This is a genomic window from Flammeovirgaceae bacterium SG7u.111, assembly GCA_034044135.1.
In the GTDB taxonomy this organism is placed as follows: Bacteria; Bacteroidota; Bacteroidia; order Cytophagales; family Flammeovirgaceae.
Genome location: CP139021.1, coordinates 22692 through 49124, shown reverse-complemented (window position 1 = coordinate 49124; position 26433 = coordinate 22692). Strand labels below are relative to the sequence as shown.

General features: G+C 39.3%; 30 protein-coding genes. 4 read left to right on the top strand and 26 right to left on the bottom strand.

Annotated features, from left to right (window positions below; genetic code table 11):
* Positions 1–37 precede the first annotated feature (37 nt).
* The 3 genes from trkA to R9C00_00235 all read right to left on the bottom strand — a co-directional run bounded on the left by trkA (position 38) and on the right by R9C00_00235 (position 5261).
* Positions 38–1378, bottom strand: a complete 1341-nt coding sequence (trkA, locus tag R9C00_00245) for a Trk system potassium transporter TrkA (GenBank protein WPO35883.1) — start codon at positions 1376–1378, stop codon at positions 38–40.
* Positions 1379–1509: 131 nt separating this feature from the next.
* Complete coding sequence (locus R9C00_00240) at positions 1510–4449, bottom strand: glycosyl hydrolase (protein ID WPO35882.1); 2940 nt, start codon at positions 4447–4449, stop codon at positions 1510–1512.
* Between the two features lie 83 nt (positions 4450–4532).
* Complete coding sequence (locus R9C00_00235; GenBank protein ID WPO35881.1) at positions 4533–5261, bottom strand: carotenoid biosynthesis protein; 729 nt, start codon at positions 5259–5261, stop codon at positions 4533–4535.
* 494 nt (positions 5262–5755) lie between these two features.
* Between R9C00_00235 and R9C00_00230 the strand changes: the two genes are divergently transcribed.
* Positions 5756–7894 carry a cytochrome c biogenesis protein CcdA gene (locus R9C00_00230; protein ID WPO35880.1) on the top strand — a complete coding sequence of 713 codons (2139 nt, stop codon included), beginning with the start codon at positions 5756–5758 and terminating at the stop codon, positions 7892–7894.
* A gap of 122 nt (positions 7895–8016) precedes the next feature.
* On the opposite strand, the gene R9C00_00225 is transcribed toward R9C00_00230, so the two are convergent.
* Positions 8017–10254 carry a M56 family metallopeptidase gene (locus R9C00_00225; protein WPO35879.1) on the bottom strand — a complete coding sequence of 746 codons (2238 nt, stop codon included), beginning with the start codon at positions 10252–10254 and terminating at the stop codon, positions 8017–8019.
* Positions 10251–10643, bottom strand: a complete 393-nt coding sequence (locus R9C00_00220) for a BlaI/MecI/CopY family transcriptional regulator (GenBank protein ID WPO35878.1) — start codon at positions 10641–10643, stop codon at positions 10251–10253. Before R9C00_00220 ends, R9C00_00225 begins: the two co-directional genes overlap by 4 nt.
* A gap of 516 nt (positions 10644–11159) precedes the next feature.
* On the opposite strand from R9C00_00220, the gene R9C00_00215 reads away from it, so the two are divergent.
* The 3 genes from R9C00_00215 to R9C00_00205 all read left to right on the top strand — a co-directional run bounded on the left by R9C00_00215 (position 11160) and on the right by R9C00_00205 (position 15055).
* Entirely contained in the window at positions 11160–13298 is a 2139-nt protein-coding gene (locus R9C00_00215; GenBank protein WPO35877.1) for a DUF5916 domain-containing protein, read from the top strand.
* A 160-nt stretch (positions 13299–13458) separates the two neighbouring features.
* Entirely contained in the window at positions 13459–14016 is a 558-nt protein-coding gene (locus tag R9C00_00210) for a sigma-70 family RNA polymerase sigma factor (protein WPO35876.1), read from the top strand.
* 4 nt (positions 14017–14020) lie between these two features.
* Positions 14021–15055, top strand: a complete 1035-nt coding sequence (locus R9C00_00205; protein ID WPO35875.1) for a hypothetical protein — start codon at positions 14021–14023, stop codon at positions 15053–15055.
* An 81-nt stretch (positions 15056–15136) separates the two neighbouring features.
* Here the strand turns inward: R9C00_00205 and carA are convergent, their stop codons facing one another.
* From carA to rpsQ, 21 genes are all read right to left on the bottom strand, one after another.
* A complete protein-coding gene (gene carA, locus R9C00_00200; GenBank protein ID WPO35874.1) occupies positions 15137–16255 on the bottom strand; it encodes a glutamine-hydrolyzing carbamoyl-phosphate synthase small subunit in 1119 nt (372 codons plus the stop codon).
* A gap of 148 nt (positions 16256–16403) precedes the next feature.
* Entirely contained in the window at positions 16404–16940 is a 537-nt protein-coding gene (gene rplQ / locus R9C00_00195; GenBank protein WPO35873.1) for a 50S ribosomal protein L17, read from the bottom strand.
* A 47-nt stretch (positions 16941–16987) separates the two neighbouring features.
* Positions 16988–17977, bottom strand: a complete 990-nt coding sequence (locus tag R9C00_00190; GenBank protein WPO35872.1) for a DNA-directed RNA polymerase subunit alpha — start codon at positions 17975–17977, stop codon at positions 16988–16990.
* 62 nt (positions 17978–18039) lie between these two features.
* Positions 18040–18645, bottom strand: a complete 606-nt coding sequence (gene rpsD, locus R9C00_00185) for a 30S ribosomal protein S4 (GenBank protein WPO35871.1) — start codon at positions 18643–18645, stop codon at positions 18040–18042.
* 46 nt (positions 18646–18691) lie between these two features.
* The gene (rpsK, locus tag R9C00_00180; GenBank protein ID WPO35870.1) at positions 18692–19084 is read right to left on the bottom strand and encodes a 30S ribosomal protein S11; all 393 of its coding nucleotides are present in this window, start codon (positions 19082–19084) and stop codon (positions 18692–18694) included.
* A gap of 22 nt (positions 19085–19106) precedes the next feature.
* Positions 19107–19484 (bottom strand): 30S ribosomal protein S13, encoded by a 378-nt coding sequence (rpsM, locus tag R9C00_00175; protein ID WPO35869.1) that lies wholly within the window; start codon positions 19482–19484, stop codon positions 19107–19109.
* A gap of 24 nt (positions 19485–19508) precedes the next feature.
* Entirely contained in the window at positions 19509–19625 is a 117-nt protein-coding gene (gene ykgO / locus R9C00_00170) for a type B 50S ribosomal protein L36 (protein WPO35868.1), read from the bottom strand.
* Positions 19626–19652: 27 nt separating this feature from the next.
* Positions 19653–19871, bottom strand: coding sequence for a translation initiation factor IF-1 (gene infA / locus R9C00_00165; protein WPO35867.1), 219 nt, complete (start codon positions 19869–19871; stop codon positions 19653–19655).
* Positions 19864–20646: a type I methionyl aminopeptidase gene (gene map / locus R9C00_00160; protein WPO35866.1), complete on the bottom strand. Its 783-nt coding sequence runs from the start codon at positions 20644–20646 to the stop codon at positions 19864–19866. The genes infA and map overlap by 8 nt, the downstream gene beginning before the upstream one ends.
* Positions 20646–21968: a preprotein translocase subunit SecY gene (secY, locus tag R9C00_00155; GenBank protein ID WPO35865.1), complete on the bottom strand. Its 1323-nt coding sequence runs from the start codon at positions 21966–21968 to the stop codon at positions 20646–20648. The genes map and secY overlap by 1 nt, the downstream gene beginning before the upstream one ends.
* Before the next feature lie 2 nt (positions 21969–21970).
* Positions 21971–22417, bottom strand: coding sequence for a 50S ribosomal protein L15 (gene rplO / locus R9C00_00150; protein WPO35864.1), 447 nt, complete (start codon positions 22415–22417; stop codon positions 21971–21973).
* Positions 22418–22462: 45 nt separating this feature from the next.
* Complete coding sequence (gene rpmD / locus R9C00_00145) at positions 22463–22642, bottom strand: 50S ribosomal protein L30 (GenBank protein ID WPO35863.1); 180 nt, start codon at positions 22640–22642, stop codon at positions 22463–22465.
* A gap of 15 nt (positions 22643–22657) precedes the next feature.
* Positions 22658–23173 carry a 30S ribosomal protein S5 gene (rpsE, locus tag R9C00_00140; protein ID WPO35862.1) on the bottom strand — a complete coding sequence of 172 codons (516 nt, stop codon included), beginning with the start codon at positions 23171–23173 and terminating at the stop codon, positions 22658–22660.
* A gap of 14 nt (positions 23174–23187) precedes the next feature.
* A complete protein-coding gene (gene rplR, locus R9C00_00135) occupies positions 23188–23535 on the bottom strand; it encodes a 50S ribosomal protein L18 (GenBank protein ID WPO35861.1) in 348 nt (115 codons plus the stop codon).
* Positions 23536–23546: 11 nt separating this feature from the next.
* Complete coding sequence (gene rplF / locus R9C00_00130) at positions 23547–24101, bottom strand: 50S ribosomal protein L6 (protein WPO35860.1); 555 nt, start codon at positions 24099–24101, stop codon at positions 23547–23549.
* Positions 24102–24136: 35 nt separating this feature from the next.
* Positions 24137–24535 (bottom strand): 30S ribosomal protein S8, encoded by a 399-nt coding sequence (gene rpsH / locus R9C00_00125; GenBank protein ID WPO35859.1) that lies wholly within the window; start codon positions 24533–24535, stop codon positions 24137–24139.
* 59 nt (positions 24536–24594) lie between these two features.
* Complete coding sequence (rpsN, locus tag R9C00_00120) at positions 24595–24864, bottom strand: 30S ribosomal protein S14 (GenBank protein ID WPO35858.1); 270 nt, start codon at positions 24862–24864, stop codon at positions 24595–24597.
* Between the two features lie 4 nt (positions 24865–24868).
* On the bottom strand, positions 24869–25420 hold the full coding sequence (rplE, locus tag R9C00_00115) for a 50S ribosomal protein L5 (GenBank protein ID WPO35857.1): 552 nt from the start codon (positions 25418–25420) through the stop codon (positions 24869–24871).
* 2 nt (positions 25421–25422) lie between these two features.
* Positions 25423–25758, bottom strand: a complete 336-nt coding sequence (gene rplX / locus R9C00_00110) for a 50S ribosomal protein L24 (protein ID WPO35856.1) — start codon at positions 25756–25758, stop codon at positions 25423–25425.
* 2 nt (positions 25759–25760) lie between these two features.
* Positions 25761–26129 (bottom strand): 50S ribosomal protein L14, encoded by a 369-nt coding sequence (rplN, locus tag R9C00_00105; GenBank protein WPO35855.1) that lies wholly within the window; start codon positions 26127–26129, stop codon positions 25761–25763.
* Positions 26130–26159: 30 nt separating this feature from the next.
* Positions 26160–26414, bottom strand: a complete 255-nt coding sequence (gene rpsQ / locus R9C00_00100; GenBank protein WPO35854.1) for a 30S ribosomal protein S17 — start codon at positions 26412–26414, stop codon at positions 26160–26162.
* Positions 26415–26433 lie beyond the last annotated feature (19 nt).

Here is a 26433-nt window from a genome sequence, read left to right as displayed (position 1 = left end):
ACTATGAAGAGTTTGATGGGCTACTGTTACCAATGTCCTATTTAAAAAAGTCTTCGACTTTATGTATGCATTCGGGTTTGGATAGCACCACTACCCTATCGTTAGGCTCAAAAGTAAAGTCACCCATAGTGATATGACCTTTGCCCTTTCTGATTACCCCACCTACTATCGCTGTTTTAGGAAACTCTAAGTCTTTGAGCGGAGCTGAAATAATTTTGGAGTCTTCCTTCACTACAAATTCCAAAATTTCTGCGTCTACCCCATGGATACTCGTGATGGTCACTACTTGTCCTTCTCGTATGTACCTAAATATAAAATTGGCAGCAATCAACTTTTTATTGATCAGCGTATCTACGCCTATGTTTTGCGATAGGTGGATGTAGCTCATGTTTTCCACCAAGGCAATGGTTTTGGGTACTTTATGGTTTTTAGCAACTAAACTTGAAATAATATTAGTTTCGGAGTTGCCTGTAAGTGCAATAAATGCATCTACATTTTCAATTCCCTCTTCTTCCAAAAGCTCTACTTCCCTTCCATCTCCATTGATCACCATAGTTTCTTCCAATTGATCAGCCAAATGAAAACATTTGTCTTTGTCAATTTCCAAGAGCTTCACGTTATACTGCCTACTCAAACCCCGTGCAGCATGATAACCTGCCTTACTTCCACCCAAAATCATGATATTCTTGATCTTAGAACGCTTTTTTCCCGTAAGTTTCAATACTTTCTCCACACCCTCTGGCTCGGCTATGTAGTACACATGATCATCTAGCTGAAACCGTGTATCTCCCCTTGGAATAATTGTTTTATTATCTCGAAGAATAGCAACGGTGATAAAATTAAGTCCCGGGTTAAGATGAGTAGTTTCCGCCAAGGTTTTATTATTGAGCGGATCTTTTGCATCTATGGTAATACCAATTAGTGAAAGTTGGCCACGCTCAAAGTCGTAATTATCGGTAATAGCAGCTTCTCTCAGAAGGCGCTTTATCTCCTTAGAGGCAAGTGCTTCGGGCGAAATCAGCTCATCTACTCCCATTTGGAGCAAATCGAGCTTCATATCATCTTGCAAAAACTCTACATTATCTACCCTAGCAATCGTCCGCTCTGTACCAAGGTTTTTTCCTATGATACAGGTAAGAATGTTATTTTCTTCGGATGAAGTAACGGATATGAGCATATCTGCATTGGTAGCACCAGCTCCTTTCAACACATTATAAGAAGTAGACTTTCCTCGTACCGTAGCCACATCAAGATGTTCTTCGGCATATTTCAATTTCTCTTGGTTCAAATCTATCAACACGATATCGTGCTCTTCATTTGCCAATAGTTTTGCGAGGTGAAATCCAACTTCGCCAGCCCCAGCTATTAATATCTTCATTTTAGTATGACTGTATAATTTTAGTGCAAATAATGTAAATGATTACCTAACCTGAAAATGATATTGCCAAAGGTTTCAGATATTATTGCGAATGTTCAAAGATTTTAACACTACCAATGCGATAACAGGCTTTACGGCGTCTTTTTTTGTGGTTTCCTAGGCATTTTTCCTCTAGGCTTTTTTATTTCCAACTTCACTGTACTCTCATTTTCATCTTGTATCAGTTTCAGGTTAAAGCTTCCAGGCTGCAAATAATATTTCCCATTGTCCCCTTTTCCAAGTTCGACCTTTTCTTTTGAACCTTCATCCAGTAAAGATTGATAGCTAGAAAGGTTTTTCTCATCAAAGCTCAAATCATAGGTTAGGTAATTAAGTCCTTTTTCAGCTTCAACATTCATTTTTTGAAGAGCTACACCTTCTTTGGTGGAAACTTCCAATGTTACAGTTCCTGCATTTTTAGCATAAAAAGGCAACTCAACTTCAGGTTCAAAAAAACCATTCCAGCCACTCCACGATTTTTTGCCCCAGCGGGTGCTAAACCTCAGGGAACTTACCTCGAAAGCGTGTAAGCCTTTGGTAAGAAGCTCAGGCGTAAGCTGCTGCACATGTTCTACATTTGCTACATAAATGGAGCGACCGTGCGTTCCTACCACCAAGTCTTTATCGCGCGGATGTACTACCAGATCGTGGATGGCTACAGCAGGCAAGTTTTGGTAAAATGCCATAAAACTCTTGCCTCTATCGAGGGAAATGTACAAACCATGGTCTGTGCCTACATATAAAATATCTTCATTTTCAGGATCTTCTTTTATCACATTTACCGGCTCAGCAGGCAGATCTAAACCTATTTTTTTCCAAGTTTTTCCATAATCTTCCGAAGCATATACGAGAGCCTCAAAGTTATCGGAGCGGTAACCGTTGAGCGAGGCATACACCCTCGGTTCTTTATGAGCAGAAGCCTGAACCCTGCTCACCCAAAGCTCTTTTCCACCCAAACCATCTGAAACTTTCTCCCAATTATAACCTCCGTCCTTGGAAACATGTATCAGTCCATCGTCCGAACCAACGTAGATCAGTCCAAATTTGAGCGGAGATTCGTGGATCGTCGCCAAAGTTCCGTAGGGCACATTTCCTTTTTTACCACCCGTAGTCAGGTCGCCCGATAGCGTCTTGAACTCCTCCCCTTTGTTGAGCGAGCGATGGAATTTATTCGAACCCATGTACAACACATCTTGGTTGTGGCGAGAAAGATAAATGGGCGTTTGCCAGTTGAAGCGCAAAGGGCGCTCGCCCAGCTCATGTTTAGGTGTAATTTTCTTTCTTTCACCTGTAGTTGTGTTGATGCGGTAATAATTTCCAAATTGGAAACCCGTATAGACCGTTGCATTATCCCTCGTATCTATTTCAACTTGCATTCCGTCGCCGCCCATAATGCTTTGATAAGGATATTTACCCGACTGGTGCCACGAATCGCTGTATTGGTACGTATGTTTCCCCATCCAAACGCCGTTGTCTTGCAAGCCTCCATAGACTTTGTAGGGCTTCGCCATATCCACATTTACCGAATAAAATTGCCCAAGAGCCACCGAATTGCACTTGAACCAAGTTTCTCCATCGTCATAAGAAATATTTATTCCACCATCGTTGCCTAACACCAAATGCCCTTCTCGGCTATCGCTAACCCACAGGGCATGGTGATCAGCATGGACATTATCCCCATTGATCGATTTCCATGTTTTTCCAGCATCTTCAGACTTTATGATAGGTACACCAACCGTATAGATTTTATCGGGGTTAGTGGGGGAAACTCGGATTTGCCCAAAATAATAACCATAGGTATATACCAAGCTCTCTATATAATCTTCATGCGTTTTTTTCCATGTCTTCCCTCCGTCATCCGAGCGGTACACTTCTGCTCCTTTTATAGGCGTATCGAAAAGCATAGCATTTGCATCTTCCAAATAATTTACCAAGTCGATAGGCTTCAAATCACCTTTTGCTACTTCTGCTTTTATATCGGTCGCATTGTAGCTTTGCGGGAAATTTTGCCTGTCCAAAAACTCGTTTATATCTTCCTCCTTAAGATTTGCAAAAACCTTCGCATCCATCGATTTTAGCTTTTCCTTCGTAACCTCATATTTTTCGTCCTCTTTTTTCTTGTCTCTCAGGTCTTGGTTATCGAGCATGGCATAAACTATCTGAGGGTTGGAAGGAGCAACAGCAAGCCCAATTCTGCCCACCCCTTTGGTGGCAGGGAAGCCACTTTTCTTTGTATTCAACTTATCCCAAGTTTCGCCCCCATCGGTACTTTTATAAATCCCTGAACCTTCTCCCGAGCCTACAAAATTCCAAGCCGTCCTCATTCTCTCCCAAGCTGCCGCATATAAAACATCTGGGTTTTCGGGATCTATCACCAGATCCACTATTCCTGTCATTTCATTGATGGAAATGGTCTTTTTCCATGTTTTTCCTCCATCCGTAGTTTTATAAAGACCTCTTTCTTCATCGGTAGAATACAAATGACCTAAAGAAGCTACCCATGCAATTTCTTTGTTTTCGGGGTGTAAAATAATCCTGCCTATGTGATGGCTTTCTTCAAGCCCAAGGTGTTCCCAATTTTTACCCGAATCGGTGCTTTTATAAATTCCCGTTCCCGAATAAGATGAGCGGCTCGAATTATTCTCTCCCGTTCCTACCCAAATTGTTTCGGTTTCCCAGTCCACCGCTATATCACCAATACTCATTACGGCTTCATTGTCAAAAAGTGGGGTAAAGCTCGCCCCGTTGTTTTCTGTTTTCCAAAGCCCACCCGAAGCATAGGCTACATAAAAATGCGTAGGATCTTTTTCGTTGATGTCAATATCCACCACTCTCCCGCTCATTACGGTAGGTCCAATATTTTTGAAAGGAACTTGCGCTACTAAAGAATTTTCTATCAAAGATTTTCTCTTGGAAAACCCTGCTAGGCGATCTTTAGCCGAAGTAGCTGGTGGAGTTGATTGTGCAAAAAGCGAGGTTGTCCACACTGCCAGTATCAGCAGGAGGCTTAGTGTTGATGTAGTTTTTTTCACGATACGAGTTGTTGATTTCTTGTAGTTGTATCGTAAATATAAGAAAGCCTAGAAAACCTTGGACATTTACAAGGAAATATGCACTACATTAATAGGAGATTGGCTGCGAAAAAACCTAACTGGGCAAGAAATACGTAAATAGCTGCCTTATTTTTTTTGTTAAACTTCAGTTTTAGAAATGCAAAAACAAGTACGAAGGAAACCGCAAACCAAGCAAGGTAATTTAGCATTGGCACCGTATTATTTACCCAATACCAAAATCCAAAATGCATGGCAACAGGCTCTATAAGCACATCCAAGCCTACCATGAGCGCAGCTCCCATTGCTGCTTTTGCCCAATTGCCCACTGGCAAACCGGAGACAATGGAACCAGATGCATACACGAGGATTAGCCAGTTTACACCAATCATGGGAGGAGTTCCCCACAACTTTGGACCCAGCACCCCCCCGTACTCGTACTCGCCAAACACCAAACCAGTTGAGACACCTAGAAGCTCAATAAAAAAGCCTACAGATACACAAAGGAGAATAAATGTGACAAAATTTTTATTCCATTCCTTGTGGAAAAGCAACAATATGCCGCAGGTCAAGAGGAGGTTGAGCGGGGTAAGAGAAAGAAACGATTCGAAAGGAGTCAACTGTCTTAAGCTTTCGGCCATAAAAGGCACATGAATACCCAAAACACCAAAAAAATGCAAGGCGAATAGGAAGCCTAAAGCCCCTCTCTGGATAGAAATGTTGGGTAAGGAGGCTAATTGCCTCTGAGCAACCATAACAAGTTTCTTTCCTGAAGATAATGAGGTATTTGACATTTTTCTGAAGCTAAAAATAAAACCATTTGCCTAGTTAGCTACTAAACCTCTAGTCCAACTTTTTGTTTTAGCATTAGACCCTGCCATTTCAAAAGCTTAACTTTACAACCTAAACACAAAAAAACATGAGCACAACCGTTTATTTAGTCATTTTCATTATAGTCGGGAGTACAATTTTTCCCCTTGTTGGTTATTACCTAGACTACAAGCAAAACAGAAAACTTCATATGAAGGGGAAAAAGTGCCAACAAGAAAAAAGCGGAAAAGAATCTGCTTAATTCTTAAATACTTGATTAAGCTGGCATGCCCCCCTTTTTATAAAAAAATCGAATAGATGGAAAAGTGGCAAAAACCCTCTAACAAATGAGTTACCTTTATATCCCCAAGAAAACTTACCTTTCTTGGCTCGATCAAATATCGTAAAATGAACTGCATTGGGAATCCCTTGGTTTCCTTTGTCAACAACCACAACCGCATAAAATATTTTGACAGTAATGAGACAAACAGTTTTTCTTCTATTTTTAGTACTATTGACTGCCTCCAAAGGCTTCGCACAATTTGACCTTCCTAACCAAATACTTGAACCAGCTACGTGGGATAGCAATATCTCAACCAAAGAAGCCCAAGTTGGGGAAACCGTTGAGCTAGTTTTTACAGCTAGTATTATAAAAGATTGGTACTTGTATTCATCAGACTTTGATCCTGATTTAGGTCCCATGGTCACAGAGTTTTCTTTTGAACCAAATGATAGTTACGAACTAGTTGGAGGCATTACACCTATTAATCCAAGTAAAAAGTTTGATGAAGAGATTTGGGGTGGAGAATATACTTACTTCAAAGGAGAAGGGGTATTCAAACAAAAGGTAAAAGTCCTTTCTAAAAATTTTAGCGTAAAAGCATCTGTTTCCTACCAAGTTTGCTCTGATATTGATGGAAAATGTATCCCTGCCAGCGAAGACTTCACTTTTAATAAGCTGAAGGTAGGTAATGGAGGAGATGAAACTCCAGCTCCTGAAGAAAAGTTGGAAAAAATAACACCTGAACCTAAAGAGGTAAAAGAAGATCAGGTTGTCGTTCCTGGAGATTCAGGCGAGGCGATTGAAAGCATAGAAGAAGCTCAAGAGTTTAGTGCCGACATGTCGGAAGAGGGCGAGTCGGTTTGGGGATTTATGGTAATCGCTTTCTTAGGAGGTCTTGCCGCAATTCTTACTCCTTGCGTTTTCCCAATGGTTCCCATGACTGTTTCCTTTTTTAACAAGCCTAACCAACCTAAGGCTAAAAATATTTTCCAAGCGCTTACTTATGGTATTTCCATCATTTTGATCTACACCGTAATTGGAGCGATTGTAGCGAAAATTTTTGGTCCAGCAGCGGCAAATTTCCTCAGTACTCACTGGCTTCCTAACCTTCTTTTCTTTGCAATCTTCTTCATTTTTGCGCTTTCCTTCTTCGGAATGTTCGAAATAGTATTGCCAAGTAAATTGGTCAATTCGATGGATAGGCAGGCTGACAAAGGTGGTGTTTTAGCACCATTTTTTATGGCATTTACACTCGTGTTAGTTTCATTTTCATGTACAGGACCAATTGTAGGGAGTATTTTAGTAGAATCGGCCGGTGGTGCATTTGTGAAGCCCGTTGCCGGAATGTTTGCCTTTTCTCTCGCTTTTGCCATACCATTTACCTTTTTAGCATTTTTCCCTTCTTGGCTCAGCAAAATGCCAAAATCGGGTGGATGGATGAATTCGGTAAAAGTGGTTTTGGGGTTTGTAGAACTTGCCCTCGCCTTTAAATTTCTGAGCGTAGCCGACCAAGTTTACCACTGGGGAATATTGGACAGATACGTATATATTGCCATTTGGGCAGCCATTGCGCTTTCTTTAGGGCTTTACCTTTTAGGCTACATCAGGCTACCACACGATAGCAAACTTGAAATTGTCCCTATACCACGCATGTTATTGGCTGTAGTATCTTTTACTTTTGTCATCTACCTTTTACCAGGTTTGTTTGGCGCTCCTTTAAAGTTGCTTTCGGGCTACCTACCTCCTCAGACCACCCACGAGTTTGACTTAGTAAAAACGATACGGGAAAATGCTGGAAGTAGCTCAACTTCTCAGAGCAATGTGACTACTGCTAGTAATTATTCGAAAAGAAAATATGCTGATAAACTTCATTTTCCACACGGAATACAAGGTTATTTTGACCTAGAAGAAGGAATGGCAGCAGCAAAAGCGGAAGGCAAACCAATATTTATTGATTTTACGGGGCATGGTTGCGTGAACTGCCGAAAAATGGAAGACAATGTATGGGGAGAAACGCCTGTACTTAAGCGTTTGAAAAATGAATATGTAGTAGTTGCACTGTATGTGGATGACCGTACGCTTTTACCTGAAAGTGAATGGGTAACTTCTTCGTACGATGGAAAAGTGAAAAAGACTTTGGGCGAGGTAAATGCAGATTGGCAAATTAGTAAATTTAAAAACAATGCTCAACCGTTCTATTTACTTCTTGACCATAAAGGAGAACTTTTAGCAAAACCTAAAGCATTTGACTTGGAAGTTCAGAATTTTGTAGACTTTCTTGACAGTGGCTTGAAGGAATTTGAGACCCGCCAAAAGCAATTGGCGGTAAAATAGTTTTGACCAAAGGTATAAAATGCAAAAAGCCCCAGCCCTTTCAAGGGCTGGAGGCTTTATACAGTCAAATTGGGCGTTATGACTTTGCTATTAGAACGCAAGAACTAATGATAGGGTTCGCCTCAATCTTCTTCTATTGTCAAAATGTAGTGCATTCCTTCATCCAAATCATTCCCCGTTTCCTGCTCAAGTATTTCTTTATATCTCTGGTACACCTCATCTGACTGCTTTTTCCCATTCACCAATAGCCTTTCTCCATCTATATCAAATTTGTACTCACCATTGCTCTTTGGCTCAAAACCATCACTTCTGAGCGCATCTAGTAAACTTTTCTGCATACCTCCGTACGACCAACTTCTGTAATTCGCTCCATTACTGAACTCATGCAAATTTTTTAACTCTTCTAATTCGGCTAACTCCGCTAAGCCTTCCAAACCCTCCAATGCTTCTAGCCCTTCAAGAGCTTCTAAGCTTTGCAATGCAGCATCGATTCCTACAGCTACCCCATTCCAGACTATACCTGAGTCGGCAAAAACAAAGTTGGGAATAACAGGCATCACAAAATTCACGTTCATGCTGTCGGAAAGCTCAATATTCATCTCTCTTAGTTCTTCCATTGCTTCGTGCCAAGCCTCTCTTCCTTCTGCCATTGCCTCTCTGCTTTCTGCCATGGCCTCCTGCCACTCTTCCTCGTGCTCGCTCCATTCAACTTTTGCTCTTGCAGTTTCCCTTTCCACCTCTCGCATTGCCCTATTTACTGCTCTTTCTGTCTCCATTTGTGCCCTAGCAGTTTCTCGTTTCGCTTCTCTCAAAGCATTAGCGACTGCGCGCTCCCTTTCATGTTGAGCCCTTTGGAAATCATTTGCCCACACGTTTTTTTTCAGCATTGGCTCATATTCGGCAAACTTTTTCTTGCTTACCTTTTTTCCTTCTACAAACATTTCGGCTATTTCTCCCTTTTCATCATAGCGAATAAAAGCATATTTGCCATTTTTGAGCGTAGTGCTTAGTGTTTGGTTTGCCCTGTACCAATATTTGTTTTTGGTAGTATCGCTTCCCACTATAATTGGGTAGGCCATTTTAGAGGCAATTCCCACCGGTGCAGGCAAAATAGCAGTGGCAACACCTATTTCACCGTTTACCACTTCTACCTTCGAACTTGCTACCGTTGTTGCGCTTTTATTTTCTTTTTCTACTATTTCAGGTGCAATTGCCTCAGGTACTTCTGATTCTGAGGTCACAGTAGTAGCAAGAAATGGCATTTCTTTTTCTACCCATACTTGAGTCGGTTCTTCAGGGTTGCTTTCATAGTTTGAGCTAGCGTTGAAGGACAAGCTCAGAATACTTACCATCAACACGCATGCGGCAATAAATCCTTCTTTGAAAGTTGGGTTGGTACTTTTTGCCTCAACCAATCTTTTTACTCTATTGAATAACTTTCCACTCTTGCCTGTAGCCGCCATCGCCATATTTGGGGCACTCCACGTAATAGTTTGCAAGTTGGTTAGAGCTTTTGCCACCGCAAGGCGATCGTCGCTAAGGCTTACTGCAATGTCATCGCAGCAGTTTTCCCTTTCGGACCTGATGTTGGCAGAAATCCACCAAACCCCAGGGTGATAGAAAAATATCAAATCTACCACTGACTGGAAAATATTTACCAAGTAATCGTTGCGGGAAATGTGGGCTAGCTCGTGTGCCAAAATAGCCTCCACTTGCTCCACTGAAAGCCCTGTAACCGTACCTACAGGCAGCAAAACCACGGGCTTCAAATGCCCGATTACCATGGGGACTTTGACAAAACATGATTCTAATAGCTCTATTTCCTGTTTTATACGCAGGTGATTTGCCATCTTCTTAAGCTTTGCTTGCCAAGCCTCCCCTAGCATTTTGGTACGATACGATTTCAATCGCTGAGCATAAGCCAAGCCTCCGAGTAACCTCAAAGCTAGTACCGCTACCCCAACAAGCCAAATAGTGACTATGAGCGGAAGGTGCATATTGAAATAATCGATAAAAGAAGTTAAAGAAGTCCAAAATCCACCCTCTTTAGGAATTTGGTAATAGGTATGCCCTTCACCTATATTCGGAATAATTTTGTACTTAACGGAAACATCGCCTTTTGGTAGAGGCTGCCTAAGCGAATCATATAAGCCAAAGAAGGTAACCGCTGAGAGCAAAAGCACGGTTACAAGTGCTGTAACCGACACGAAATACCTCACTGTAGAAGAATGCTTGTGCAACAGCAGCATGAGCACTCCTAAAATAAGGGCAACTAAAAATCCTTGCCATAAAGAATGCAAAATGGCCCAACCAAGTGCCTGTACAACTTCCGACGAGAGTAGTTTTTCTATGAGATTCATTTTTTACCTCCTTCTTTTTCGTTAAGAAATTCTCTGATTTGAGCTAGTTCGTCTTGTGTTGTAGTATTGTTGCCCAAGGCCTGCATTACAAGTTTCAGTGCCGAGCCTCCAAATGTGGTTTCGAGGAAGCGGTCAAGCAGTTTTTTCTGGATATCTTGTTCCGCCACGGCAGCTTTATAAATATGTGTTCTACTTTGCTCGTCCCTCATAACCAAGCCTTTTTCCAGCATATTTTGAAGGATTTTGAGCGTGGTGGTGTAGCCTACTTCTTTGGTTTCGTTTATTTTTTCATGAACAAACCTCACCGTTGAAGCTCCCTCCGACCAAAGTACCTGTAGCACTTCTAGCTCCGCTTCAGTAGGTTTTAATGATTTTTCCTTTTTAGCCATATTTTCAAATTATTAAAGGATGGTAGTTTATATCTAAAAACACTAGATCAATTTTCCTTTTGTCCCTTGACAAACTGTATCCAAGAGACTTTATACGACAGTTATCGTAATACAATTATATACGACATCTATCGTAATGGCAAATTTTACTACGATTTTTATCGTATAAATCCTTATAAACGGCTTGTAGACTAGGTGAAGGAATGTGCCTAATAAGGTTAAGCATACATCTTGTATTTTACTATGACCATTCTGTCGCCATTTAGCCTTCCTGAGTCCTTTTGTTTTATTAATTCATTATTTTTGTCATACCACCTTCCTTTATACCACAGCAAACTGGGTCAACCGACTTCAGTTCTATTATTTTTTGTACTAGCTCCCCTATTTTATTCATAAACCTTTTTAATGATAGTGAGTAAATTCTTCTACTTAGTCGCCCTTGTATGTACCTTTTTATCACTAGATTTTCACCGTTCATTTGGGCAGTCTACCAAAAGTATTAGACCCTTACTTAAAGTGAAGAAAACCTCTGAAAAAATAAAAGTTGATGGAGTGCTAGATGACCCAACTTGGCAAAATACTGCCCGTACTAAAAGTTTCTGGCAACACTTCCCAATGGACTCCCTAAAGTCGGAAACAAGTACTGAGGTGATGATTACCTACGACAAACAGTTTATATATGTCGCGTTTAAGGTTATAGACCCTAAACCTGGGCCTTGGGTTACTACATCTTTACGAAGAGATTTTAGTGGAACGCACAACGATTTGGTTTCTGTAGTCTTCGACCCTTTCCAAGACCAAACCAATGGTATGTTGTTTGGAATAAACCCATTTGGTGTTCAACGAGAAGCATTGGTATCTGGGCTTTCGGGTGGATCGGGAGGTAGTTCTGGGTTTGACCTTTCTTGGGACAACAAGTGGTTTTCTGGAGCAAAAATGCACGAAGGATATTGGACAGCAGAAATGGCAATTCCTTTCAAGACCTTGCGCTACCAAGGAGGCTCACAGATATGGAAAGCTAATTTTTTTCGTATAGATAGCAAAACTGCAGAGCAATCATCTTGGGGGATGATTCCAAGAAATCAGAGTATAATTTCTGTAGCATTTTCGGGAGATATAATTTTTGAAGAACCGCTTGAAAAGCCCGGACCTAATATCGCGCTTATCCCATATGTGTCAGGTTCGTCTGTCACCGATTATATAGAGGACGGTGAGTCAGAAAATAAGTTCAACTTTGGGGGAGATGCTAAAATTGGTATTACACCCTCTTTAAACCTTGACCTCACTATTAATCCAGATTTTTCGCAGGTTGAAGCGGATGTCCAGCAAACAAACCTGACCCGCTTCGAACTATTTTATCCTGAACGCCGTCAGTTTTTTCTCGAAAACCAAGATATTTTTGCCTCGTTCGGATCGTCGAGAATTAGGCCTTTCTTCTCTAGAAGAATTGGAATTGCCCTTGATCCAAATACGGGGGTTAATGTTCAAAACCCAATTCACTATGGGGCACGCCTTAGCGGAAGAGTAAATGAAAAATGGAGGATGGGTGTGATGAACATGCAAACAGCCAAAGATGCTTCTATCTCCCAACCTGGTTACAATTACTCTGTTTTGGCTCTTCAACGACAGGTTTTTGCCCGTTCTAATATCTCTATTATCGGAATTAACAAGCAGGCAACACATGTGTTTGATGGGGACTCCACCTTAACTCCTGGCATTGCCAGTAACAACTACAACAGGCTCGCCGGTATCGACTATAATCTCGCTTCTCAGGATAATAAATGGACAGGTAAATTTTTTTACCATCAATCTTTTTCTACAGAAAATAATAAAGACGCTTTTTCCCATGGTGCAAATTTAATATACAACAGCCCTGCGGTCAGGTTAGAGTGGAACCACCAAATAGTGGGGAAAAACTTTAACCCAGAGGTTGGGTTTGCTCCTCGTAAAGATTATAAAAGGCTTGCACCTACAGCTCAATATACCTTTTACCCAAACAACAAAATTGCTAAGCATGGTCCTGGCATAGAAGCTGAATATATTTGGAATGAAACTTATGGTAAAACAGATCATAGGTACACCCTTTTTTATGAGTTCCGCTTTGCCAATAATGCTAGCATGAACCTAGGTGTGCAAAATGAATACACATACCTATTTAGAGATTTTGATCCTACCAGATCTGGCGGGGTTCCTTTGCCAGAGGGATCCGACCACAGCTATTCGAGTGTTGGCGGCAGCTTCAGTTCTGACCAGCGCAAGAAATTTTATTTTGCTGCTGAAACTATTTTGGGAGAATATTACAATGGTGATCTTTTCAGTATCAAAGGAGATATCAATTACCGTTTCCAGCCTTTTGGAATTGCTTCTCTTAATTTTTCTTACAATAAAATCAACCTTCCTGAGCCACACTCTAGTGGAAATATCATATTGGTAGGGCCAAGGTTCGATATCACTTTTTCTCGAAGTGTTTTCCTCACCACCTTCTTCCAATATAATGACCAAATTGACAATGTAAACATCAATGCAAGGCTTCAATACCGCTTTAAGCCTGTTTCTGATTTCTACTTGGTGTACACTGACAACTACTATTCTACCGACTTCACTACCAAAAACAGAGCTATTGTTGCGAAGCTTACTTATTGGTTCAATCTATAATCAGATCGTTTTTAACAGTATTTATTCTTTTTTAACAGGGGTTTAACCGCTTTATAGGAAACCTGTGTCTACTTTTATGCATTCTAATTATAAAAGGCATTTGAAATTTGGCATAAAAACTAATCAAACAACCTTTTTTACTCTTTCAGCATTATAAAGATTGGATACCATAGAGAAAAACTACGCAACATTGAAAGAAGAACAGCTCATAGGCTGGTGTAAGGAGGGTAAAGCAAGCGCTCAGCGCACTCTCTACGAACAGTATGCACCTAAGATGTATAGGCTGTGCTTTAGGTATGTCAAAAATGAATTTGATACCGAAGATGTATTGGTAAAAGGCTTTATGAAAGTCTTTAAAAACCTAGATAGGTTTGAGCACCGAGGAAATGGAAGCTTTGAGGGCTGGATAAAAAGAATTATGGTAAATGAATCTTTAATGTTCCTCCGCAAAAACAACAATTTTAACTTAGTGTCTTCCACAGAAGCCTCCATAGTAGAAACTGGGGCATCTGTGGAAAGTGAGCTTGCCGCCGAAGATATTTACGCTATTATACTTAAGCTTCCCATGGGCTATAGGACTGTTTTTAACCTATATGCTATTGAAGGATATAGCCACAAAGAAATTGCCGAACAACTTGGCATTAGCGAAAACACTTCTAAGTCCCAGCTCAGTAAAGCTAGAGCAACCTTAAGAAAACTTTTGGCAAAAAATATTTAAAATAATGAAAGACGAAAAGTTAGATAGCCTATTCAGAGATTCGGTGAACAACCTTGAGGGACTCCCTCCTCAGGTAAAAAACTGGAATATGGATAGCACTTTCGACAAAATCCAAGATGGGCTCCAGAAGCAAGGGAACAGGAAATTTCCAGGTATCTTCGACTTAGCTGCTGCTATTACAGTAATGCTTTTTGCTGCAGGTACATTGGGGAGTTATATCATCAGCCAGTATGCAGTGAAAGAAGGGGGAAATTTATTCCTTTCACAAGCTACAGAAGAATTAGCTTCTGAGGTACAAGAGGCATCATTAAGCCCTGTAGAAGATAAGCAAGTTTTCTTCAGTAAGGCTACTTCAGAAAACCAAAGTATTGTCCATACCTCTTCTATATTTAGCTCTGGCTTATCGCTAGATAGCCAAAATGAAACTGAATTATTAATCGAACAACCAGTTGAAATCACGGCTTTAGCTACGTCTAAAACTAGTAAACCTAGCTCTTTTGAGTCTAAAGGATTTGGATTTGCTATGCCTGTTAGTAACCTATTTACCAAAAATAGCTCAAACGTATTGGATGGCCTGTCACTGGAAAATAGTGATCAACAATCTGTTACTATCCCTAAACTTAAAGTGAGCGTACCAATTGGACTTGCTATGGTCAACAAAGAGTTTGGAGCATATATAGGAGCGAAGTTTAGCTATCAGAAAGTGAGTGAAACCAAACCTCAAGTAACCCTTGCTTCTGCCACAGTTTCCAACTATGGGCTACTAGGAGAAAATACGGAAGGGAAATCAACATTATCAAATAACGTATTCTTAGAGGCATCTTTTGGAAAACGAAATATTTCAACTGGTAAAGCTGTCACAGGTCATGAGGTCGGGGTAGGAATGCTTTTGAATCCTTCTAGCAGCATATTTGATTCTCGAGCTATTAAGATCAACTATTCTTTAAATATCAAGAACAAATTCAATATCTCTCCAGAGGTTATCTTAACTGAGAACCTATCTCAAGCCATTGCTGGTATTAAACTTTCCTTAGGGTAGAGAAATAGAAATATTCTTCATAAAAAATGGCTACTCAAATTAATTGAGTAGCCATTTTTATATTCCTGAAATAACTTATTGTTATGCATTAACTTCTTCTGCATTTGTCATCATACCCACGAACTGATCAAACAGGTATCTAGAATCATGTGGACCAGGTGAAGACTCAGGGTGATGTTGCACCGAAAAAGCTTTCTTTCCTAATACTCTAATTCCTTCAACTGTTTTATCATTCAAGTTAATATGGGTAATTTCTACATTATCTGATTTGGAAACCGACTCTTCACTCACGCAAAAGCCATGGTTTTGTGAAGTAATCTCACTAATACCAGTTATTAAGTTCTTCACAGGATGGTTCAACCCTCTGTGTCCGTGGTGCATCTTGTATGTAGTGATTCCACAAGCCAAAGCAATGATCTGATGACCTAGGCAAATTCCAAAAAGAGGGATGTCTTTTTCAAGAATTTTCTTAACTGTTTCCACTGCATAATCTGTCGATGCCGGATCACCTGGACCATTAGAGACAAAATACCCATCAGGATTCCAAGCTTGCATTTCCTCAAAAGACGTCTTTGCAGGGAAAACTTTGAGCTGGCAATTTCTTTCTACCAAGCTGTTCAATATATTGGTTTTAACACCAAGGTCTAAAACAGAAACTTTTAAACCTGTATTATCAGCGCCTAATAAGTAAGGCTCTTTAGTTGTAACTTTAGTTGAAAGCTCTAAGCCACCCATTTTAGGGACATCAGCCAATTTCGCTTTTAATTGTTCAATATCAGTAATCTCAGATGAGATGATAGCATTCATTGCTCCCTCTTCCCTGATATGCCTCACAATCTTACGAGTATCTACATCTGAAATACCAACTACTCCAGCTTTCTCTAGGTAATCTTGTAAAGATCCTTCTGCCGTCTTTCTTGAAAAGATATCTGAAAAAGATTTGACAACTAAACCTTGGATTTTTACTGAGCTAGATTCTGTTTCAGCATTTATAACGCCATAATTACCTATGTGCGAAGTAGTATTTACTATTATTTGTCCAAAGTAAGAAGGGTCAGTATAAATCTCCTGATAACCTGTCATACCTGTATTAAAACAAATTTCTCCTCCGCTTGTCCCATCTTTTCCAATAGACCGACCTTCGAACACACTTCCATCCTCTAGAAGTAAGATTGCTTTCTTTCTAAATTGATATTCCATTTAACTTTAAGATTAAGTGAATGTACAAAAGTAGTTAATGACAGCGAAGTCAACAATTACTTTGCACTCAAACATCACTAGTTATGTCGTAAAATCAATAAAAGGTTAAAAAAAAAGGAAATGAACTGAATCATTTCCTTTTTCCTGATTAGGAATCTTTTTCTTCCGAAGTCTCGTCACCAGTATCATCTGGTTCAGAAGATTGCTCTTCCGAGCTTTCTTCAACAACAGCCTCAGCTGTAGCTGGAGATTCTTCTTTCTTCTTTCCTCCTCTCCTGCTTCTTCTAGTCTTAGGCTTAGCCTCTTCTTTAGCTTGAAGCAATAGTTCATTGTAATCAACCAACTCGATAATGCAAGTCTCAGCATTATCACCAAGTCGATGACCAGTCTTGATTATTCTGGTATATCCTCCTGGACGATCAGCTATTTTTTCAGCGATTTGGTTAAAAAGAATTGTAACCGCTTCTTTATCATTCAAGTAAGAGAATACAACCCTTCTTGAGTGCATTGTATCCTTTTTTGATTTTGTTAAAAGGGGCTCAACATACTTACGCAAAGCTTTTGCTTTAGCAACTGTAGTCGTTATCCTTTTATGCAAAATTAGGGAGCATGCCATGTTTGAAAGCATTGCTTTTCTATGCGAAGCAGTTCTTCCTAGATGATTAAATTTTTTACCGTGCCTCATTTCAATTCAAATATTTCTTTTTCTATCAAATAATATCTCTAGAAGAATTAATCCTCATCTAATTTATATTTAGAAACATCCATCCCGAAGCTCAAATTCTTTTCGGCAATCAACTGCTCTAACTCAGTAAGTGATTTTTTACCAAAGTTTCTAAACTTCATCATATCAGATATCTCAAGGCTAGCCAAATCTCCAAGAGTTTTAACATCCGCTGCTTTCAAGCAGTTGTAAGCCCTTACTGAAAGATCTAAATCTGACAATGGCGTTTTCAACAGCTTACGCATGTGCAAGAATTCTTCATCTATTGGCTCATCCCCTGGTTTGGTATCAGGCTCAAACGTCATAGTCTGATCAGAGAATAACATGAAGTGCCTGATCAAAATCTCAGCAGCTCCTTTAAGCGCATCTTCTGGGTGAATAGATCCATCAGTCTCAATATCAAGTATCAACTTCTCGTAGTCAGTCTTCTGCTCTACCCTTGTGTTTTCAACACTATACTTTACCTTTTTAATAGGAGTAAAGATGGCATCTATTGGAATATATCCGAAAATTTGTTCGCTAGGTGTATTTTCTTCAGCTGGAACATATCCTCTACCTTTATCTACAGTCAGTTCGACTTGGAAAGTGATAGAAGGATCTAGCTGACAAATAACGAAATCAGGATTCAGAATAGTAAAGTCATTGGTAAACTCTGCTATATCCCCAGCTTTAAATTCATCACGTCCTGATAGACTTACTGTGATTTTGGGCTCAGGATTTTCAGTAGTTCTTTTAAACCTTACCATTTTCAAATTCAAAATGATTTCGGTCATATCTTCAACTACTCCGGGAATTGAAGAAAATTCATGAAGAACTTCAGGAACTTTCACTCCAACGATAGCATAACCTTCCAAAGAAGATAATAGAATTCTTCTTAGAGCATTACCAATTGTAACACCGTAGCCTTTCTCTAAGGGTTTGAATTCAAATAGACCGTGAAAATCATCGGCTTTGTCCATCACAACCTTATCAGGCATTTGAAAAGCTAATATAGACATCCTGGCTTTATTTTAATTTAAGAATAGTAATAAGAAAAATAGATTGGATAGTATTTCTAAAATTATTTAGAGTAAAGTTCGACAATGAACTGCTCATTAATATTTTCAGGAATTTCCTCTCTTTCTGGTAGGTTGATATACTTGCCAGTCATTGTGCTAGCATCCCATTCCAACCAGCTAAACCTTGAGGCTTGGCGACCAGACACGCTATCTTTAATAGTTGACAACGTCTGAGACTTAGGCTTAACGCTTACCAAATCACCAGGTTTAACAGTAAACGAAGGAATATTAGTAATTACTCCATTTACAGTAATATGCTTGTGAGAAACAAGCTGACGAGCAGCCGCTCTAGTAGGGGCAACCCCTAATCTATAAACTGTGTTATCTAAACGAGATTCAAGTAATTGAAGTAGGTTAGTACCTGTAATACCTGAAAGACCAGCAGCTTTATCGAAAAGATTTCTAAATTGCTTCTCTAATACACCATAAGTGTATTTTGCTTTTTGTTTCTCAGCAAGTTGAACAGCATATTCAGACTGCTTTCTTCTCCTTCCCCTTCCGTGTTGTCCAGGAGGATGAGGCTTTTTCTTCAGCTCTTTACAAGGACCGAAAATTGGATCGTTAAATTTCCTTGCAATTTTTGACTTAGGACCAATATATCTAGCCATCGATTTGAATTTTACTTTAAAATAATCTCTCTATTATCAATAAGAATCAGACCCTTCTTCTCTTTGGAGGTCTACATCCGTTGTGAGGAAGTGGAGTTACGTCTCTAATAGCAGTAACTTCTATTCCAGAGTTTTGTAGTGTCCTGATAGCAGATTCTCTTCCAGAACCAGGCCCTTTAACAAAAACCTCTACCTTCCTAAGTCCCAAATCATGCGCAACTTTGGCACAATCTTGAGCTGCCATTTGAGCGGCATATGGAGTGTTCTTTTTAGAACCTCTGAATCCCATCTTACCAGCAGAAGACCAAGATATAACCTGACCCTCCTGATTCGTTAGCGAGATTATGATATTATTGAATGACGCTTTGATATGCGCTTCGCCTACAGAATCAACAACAACGACCCTCTTTTTAGCCTTATCTTTTCTTTTCTGAGCCATTTCTCTTATAAATTAAATCTTATTACTTGGTAGCTTTTTTCTTGTTTGCCACAGTCTTACGCTTACCTTTTCTCGTTCTAGAGTTGTTTTTGGTATGCTGACCCCTTACTGGCAATCCACGTCTGTGACGCAATCCTCTGTAACATCCGATGTCCATCAAACGCTTTATGTTCAATTGCAACTCAGATTTAAGCTCGCCCTCAATTTTAAACTCTCTACCGATAATATCCCTGATCGCTCCAGATTCATCATCTGTCCAATCTTGAACTTTTTTATTTAGGTCGATATTAGCTTCCTCTAAAATTCTTTGAGCCGATGAATTACCTATACCGTAAATATAGGTTAAGGCAATTACCCCTCTCTTGTTATCTGGAATATCTACTCCTGAAATACGTGCCATACTTCTAGTTTTTACAATGTGATATTATCCCTGACGCTGCTTAAAACGTGGGTTTTTCTTATTAATAACATAAAGCTTTCCTTTCCTTCTGATCACCTTGCAATCAGCGCTTCTTTTCTTTACAGATGCCTTTACTTTCATTTCGATTAAAATTTAAATGCCGTAGTATTATTTATATCTGTATACAATTCTACCTTTTGTCAGATCATACGGAGACATTTCAAGTTTAACTCTATCTCCAGGTAAGATTCTAATATAATTCATTCTCATTTTGCCTGAAATATGGGCAATTACTTGATGACCATTTTCCAGCTCCACTCTGAACATAGCATTGGATAAAGCTTCTACTATTGTTCCATCTTGTTCTATGTTTGACTGCTTAGGCATATTGTGTCTTTAAAGCTTCTTCTATATATTCAAATGTAGTAAGTACTTCGACTTTATTATCAATCATAGCTACAGTATGCTCGTAGTGTGCTGATGGTTTCCTATCTTTTGTCCTGATTGTCCATCCATCTCGCTCTTGCACTACACTTCTTTTGCCCTGATTAATCATAGGCTCGATAGCTATCACAAGACCATTATCGATTTTGACTCCTCTACCTCTTTTTCCAAAATTTGGAACATCTGGCTTTTCATGAAGATTCTTTCCCAATCCATGACCCACAAGCTCCCTTACTATTGAAAAACCTTTGGACTCAGCATATGATTGAATGGAACTACTTACATCACCAATCCTTCCTCCAAGCTTCATATTCTCAATCCCAACAGATAATGACTTCTTTGTTACCTCAAGTAATTCTTTCGTCTTATCATCGATATCCCCTACAGCATATGTATAAGCACTGTCAGCATGATAACCATTTAGAAAAACTCCACAATCAATTGAGATAATATCCCCATCTTTTAGTTCATACGAACTTGGAAACCCATGTACTACAATTTCGTTTACGGAAATGCATAAAGAAGCAGGGAAGCCATTATAGTTTAAAAAAGAAGGGTGAGCCCCATTATCTTTTATATATTCTTCGGCAATTTGATTCAAATATTTTGTCTGAACTCCTGCCTTAACCAGTTTAGCAACTTCACCATGCGCCTTACCTAAAAGCAAAGCACTTTCTTTCATCAAGCTAATCTCTTCTCTGGTCTTGTATAAAATCATTATGCTATAGCAATATTTTGACGTCCCTTCAAGTTCCCAGACTTCATCATACCTTCGTAGTGTCTCATTAGCAGATAACTTTCAATCTGCTGGAGAGTGTCCAAAATAACACCTACCATAATGATAAGAGAAGTACCTCCATAAAATCTTGAGAAATTAATACTTACACCCGCTGCACTTGCAAAAGCTGGTAAAATAGCCACAATTGCTAGGAACAAAGCTCCTGGTAGGGTAATCCTATCAAGAATATTACTGATGTATTCTGCAGTTGGGTCACCAGGTTTTACCCCAGGAACAAATGCATTATTTCTTTTCATGTCATCCGCCATCTGCTTTGGGTTAATAGTGATGGCAGTATAGAAAAACGTGAATAGAATAATAAGAACTGCAAAGGTTACATTATACTCTACTGAAGTAAAGTCTGAAAAAGATTGAGTGATATACCTTGCAACATCACTGTTCTCCTGCCAAATTGCTGCCACTAATGAAGGTAAAAACATTAATGATTGAGCAAATATGATTGGCATGACGTTAGCAGAATTCACTTTAAGAGGAATGTAAGATCGCTGACCTTTACCTAACTGCTTTTTACCGCCACCCACTACTTGCCTTGCGTACTGAACAGGTATTCTCCTTATTGCTGTTGTAAGTAAAACAACACTCATTACAATAAAGAAGAGAGCAATAAACTCAATTACTATAAGTAGTAAACCACTTGTTGACCTTGTGCCTATTTCCTCAATGATTGCTTTAGGGAAGGTAGAAATAATACCGATCATGATGATCATAGAAATACCGTTTCCAATTCCTTTTTCGGTAATCTTCTCACCAAGCCACATACAGAATATGGTACCAGATGTTAGAATTACCATTGAAGAAAACACAAAGAAAGTCTGATTGATTAGTATTGCTTCAGATGGTATTGTTGTGGCGAGATAACCAGATGCTTGGGCAAAAGTAATTATAATAGTAAGCCCTCTAGTTATTTGATTGATACGTTTACGACCAGACTCACCTTCTTTCTGCATCTTTTGAAAGTAAGGAACAGCTACGGTAAGCAACTGCACTACAATCGAAGCAGAGATATAAGGCATAATTCCTAGAGCAAAAATCGAAGCCCTATTAAATGCGCCACCTAAAAAGGTATTGATCATCCCAAAAAAACCTCCCCCATCAACATCAAGCTTTGAAGGATCTACTCCAGGTAACACAATAAAAGACCCAAGGCGAAATATTACTAAAAAGCCCAAGGTATAGAATATTCTGTTCCTTAATTCTTCAATAGAGAAGATGTTTTTTATGGTCGTGAAAAACTTTTTCATATCTATTTTGTGATAGCCTTACCGCCAGCTTTCTCGATTGCCTCTTTAGCTGATGCGGAAAATGCATGTGCTGTAATTTCAACCGCAGAACTTAATTCACCACTACTTAGAATCTTAACTCTGTCTTTTTTGGCAACTACACCAAAAGTAACAAGTTCTTCTAAACCAAGCTCGCTTATGTTATGTTTTTCTATTAATTCTTGAATTTTCGCCAAATTAACTGGCTTGTATTCAACCCTGTTTGGGTTAGTAAAACCAAACTTAGGAACTCTTCTTTGCAATGGCATCTGACCACCTTCAAACCCTAGTTTTTGGGAATAACCTGAGCGTGATTTAGCACCTTTGTGTCCTCTTGTACTTGTGCCGCCTTTTCCAGAACCTTGTCCTCTACCTATTCTTTTGGATTTCTTTGTAGAACCCTGAGCAGGTTTTAATTTGTGTAACTTCATTTGCTTTATATATTAAATGCAAAATTACAAAAAGTCAATAAGATTTTATAGCTCTTCTACCTTTATCAGGTGTTTTACTTTCTCAACCATGCCTAAAACAGACGGAGAAGCTTCAAGCTCATTAGATTTGCTGATTCTACCTAAACCCAAAGCTATGATAGTAGCTTTTTGTTTTGCAGGTCTCTTAATCGCACTTTTTACTTGTGTAACCCTAATTTTTGCCATTTTCTTAAGGAATTATTATCCGTTAAAAACTTTGCTTAATTCAACAGCTCTTTGCTCTGCAACCATCTTAGGATCTCTCAACTTAAGCAATGCATCAAAAGTAGCTTTAACAACATTATGTGGGTTAGATGAACCTTTAGACTTTGCCAAAACATCTTTTACCCCAGCAGATTCAAGAACTGCACGCATAGCACCACCTGCTATTACTCCAGTACCTGGAGATGCTGGTTTGATAAGAACAAGTCCTCCACTATATTTACCTAACATCTCGTGAGGAATAGTTCCGTTCAAGACCGGTACTTTTATCAGATTCTTTTTAGCATCATCGATACCCTTAGTAATTGCGTCTGTTACTTCATTTGCTTTTCCTAAGCCATACCCTACAACACCTTCTCCATTTCCTACTACAACAATTGCCGAAAAACTGAATCTACGACCGCCTTTTACTACTTTGGCAACCCTCTTGATAGCAACAACCTTTTCTTTTAGGTCTATATCGCTCGCCTTTAATTTTCTTTTATTATTTTTCATAAGAATATGAATTATTAGAATTTCAACCCAGCTTCACGAGCAGCTTCTGCCAATGCTTTAACTTTCCCATGGTACAAATAGCCATTTCTATCAAATACCACATCTTTGATCCCATTGTCCAAAGCTTTTTCAGCTATCAGTTTACCAACTTTTGAGGCCAACTCTATATTTACCGTATTAGAACCTACCTCTCTAGAAGATGCTTGGGCAAGCGTCGTAGACTTGGTATCATCTACCAACTGGACACTAATGCATTTGTTGCTCCTAAACACAGACAAGCGAGGTCTTTCAGGAGTACCAGAGATCTTAGCCCTGATCCTTTTCTTTATTTTTGATCTGCGAGAATCTTTTACCTTACTCATTTTATCAAATTTTATTTTGAAGCGCTTTTACCTGCTTTGCGTCTAATCTCCTCACCAACAAACCTTACACCTTTGCCTTTGTATGGCTCTACCTTTCTCAGTTTCCTGATCTCAGCAGCTACGTGCCCGATCAATTGCTTATCGATACCTTCGAGAGTTACAGTTGGATTCTGTCCCCTTGCAGTATGAGCAGCTACAGAAAGCTCTTCTGGCACCATGAAGTAAATATTGTGAGAGTAACCTAGGTTAAGCTCCAACAAGTTTCCTTTAGCTTCAGCTCTATAACCAACACCCACTAATTCCATCTCCTTCTTGTAACCGTTGGTTACGCCTTCTACCATGTTAGCTACTAAAGAGCGGTAAAGACCATGCATTGCTTTGTGCCTCTTTTGCTCTGAAGGACGTTCGATACTTAAATCCCCGTCTTTCACTTCTAACTTCAAATCAGAATCAACTTTTTGCGTCAATTCACCTTTAGGCCCTTTCACCGTTACTAGATTATCATCTGATACATCTATGGTAACGCCTTGGGGTATCGATACGGGTTTCTTGCCTATTCTTGACATGATTATAATCTTTTATTCAATTATAAGGTACTTATCTAGTAAACGTAACACAGAACCTCTCCACCGACATTAAGCTGCCTAGCTTCCTTATCTGTAAGAACTCCTCTAGAAGTCGATAGAATAGCAATCCCTAAACCATTTAATACCCTTGGAAGCCCGTCTGCTTTGGCATATTGCCTCAAGCCTGGCTTACTAATCCTCTCCATATTCATTATGGCGGAAGATTTCGTAGAAGGATGGTATTTCAATGCTATTTTGATCAACCCCTGTGGGTTGGTACCCTCAACAAATTTGTACCCTTGGATATAACCCTTTTCGTGAAGCACCTTAGTTATTTCCTTCTTGATGTTGGAAGCAGGTACTTCTACAATCCTATGATTAGCCTTTATGGCATTTCTCAATCGAGTCAAGTAATCAGCAATCGGATCTGTCATGCTTTTTAAAATTTAAGAACACCTCCATCATGGAATGAAGGGCTTTTTAATCAATTATTTTACCAACTTGCTTTAGTTACTCCTGGTATCTTTCCCTGAGAAGCTAATTCCCTGAAAGTAACCCTGGAGATGCCAAATTTTCTCATATAACCTTTAGGTCTTCCAGTCAATTTACACCTATTGTGTAACCTTACTTTTGAGGAATTCCTAGGAAGTTTATCTAATGCCTCATAATCGCCATTAGCTTTCAATTCAGCACGCTTTGCGGCATATTTTGCCACTAGTTTCTGCCTCTTAACTTCTCTTGCTTTTACCGATTCTTTAGCCATGTTATTATTTTTTATTTTTAAACGGCATACCTAATGCTTTCAGTAACTCAAAGCTTTCTTCGTCTGTAGGAGCTGTGGTTACAAAAGTTATATCCATACCAGATATCTTCTTCACCTTATCAATAGATATTTCAGGAAAGATAATTTGCTCCTTCACACCTAATGTATAATTACCTCTTCCATCAAAGCTTTTATCGTTAATACCATGGAAATCTCTCACCCTTGGCAAAGCTACTGTTACAAGCCTGTCCAAAAATTCATACATAATATCTCCACGCAATGTCACTCTAGCCCCAATTGGCATCTCTTCTCTCAACTTAAAATTCGATACAGACTTCTTGGCATAAGTAGGGACAGCTTTCTGACCTGAAATAGTCGTCAACTCCTCTATACCTATATCTACAAGTTTCTTATCTGCTACTGCATCACCAATACCTTTGTTGATAGATATTTTTGTCAACTTAGGCACCTGCATGATAGACTTGTAGCTAAACTTCTCTCTGAGAGCAGGAACAATTTCCTCTTGATACTTAGTTTTTAAATTTGCTGTAGCCATCTTTAATCAATGAATTGACCTGATTTCTTTGAATACCTTTTAAGCTTATTGCTGTCATCAAGCTTCCTTCCTACTTTTGTTTTTTCTCCAGTTTTAGGATCAATAAGCATAAGGTTACTTATATGAATACCTGCTTCCGTTCTCTCTACTCCCCCTTCAGGGTTATCAGCTGAAGGTTTTACGTGCTTAGTCACAAGATTTACCCCCTCTACAATCGCCCTATCTTTTCTTGTGTCCATTTCCAACACCGATCCTTCACTGCCTTTATGGTTTCCAGCAATCACCATCACCTTGTCCCCTTTCTTGATATGGAACTTTTTGTTTTGCACTTTTTTCATAATTATAGAACTTCGGGTGCCAATGAAACAATTTTCATAAACTGCTTTTCCCTCAACTCCCTTGCTACTGGGCCAAAGATACGAGTACCCCTTGGCTCATCATTATTGTTCAGGAGAACAGCAGCGTTGTCTTCAAACCTGATATAAGATCCATCTCTGCGTCTTATTTCTTTCTTTGTACGAACTACGACAGCCTTAGAGATAGTACCTTTCTTCATATCACTTGAAGAAGTGGCTGACTTTACAGTCACTACTATTTTGTCTCCAATGGAAGCATATCTCTTACCCGTACCTCCCAATACTCTGATACATAGCACCTCTTTGGCACCACTATTATCAGCTACATTCAATCTTGTCTCCTGTTGAATCATTTTCGTAAGGATGTTGTGTCAAACAATACTTTATTTAGCACGCTCTAATACCTCTACCAATCTCCACCTTTTCCTCTTACTGAGCGGTCTAGTCTCCATTATTCTTACCTTGTCACCTATGTTGCAAGTGTCTTCAGCATCATGAGCCATGAATTTATTCGATTGCTTCATGAATTTACCATACATAGGATGTTTCACTTTACGCTCAACCAAAACGACAATAGATGATTGCATTTTGTTGCTGGTGACAATACCTATTCTTTCTTTCCTAGAGTTTCTTTCCATGATTTCTCAAGAGTTTAGC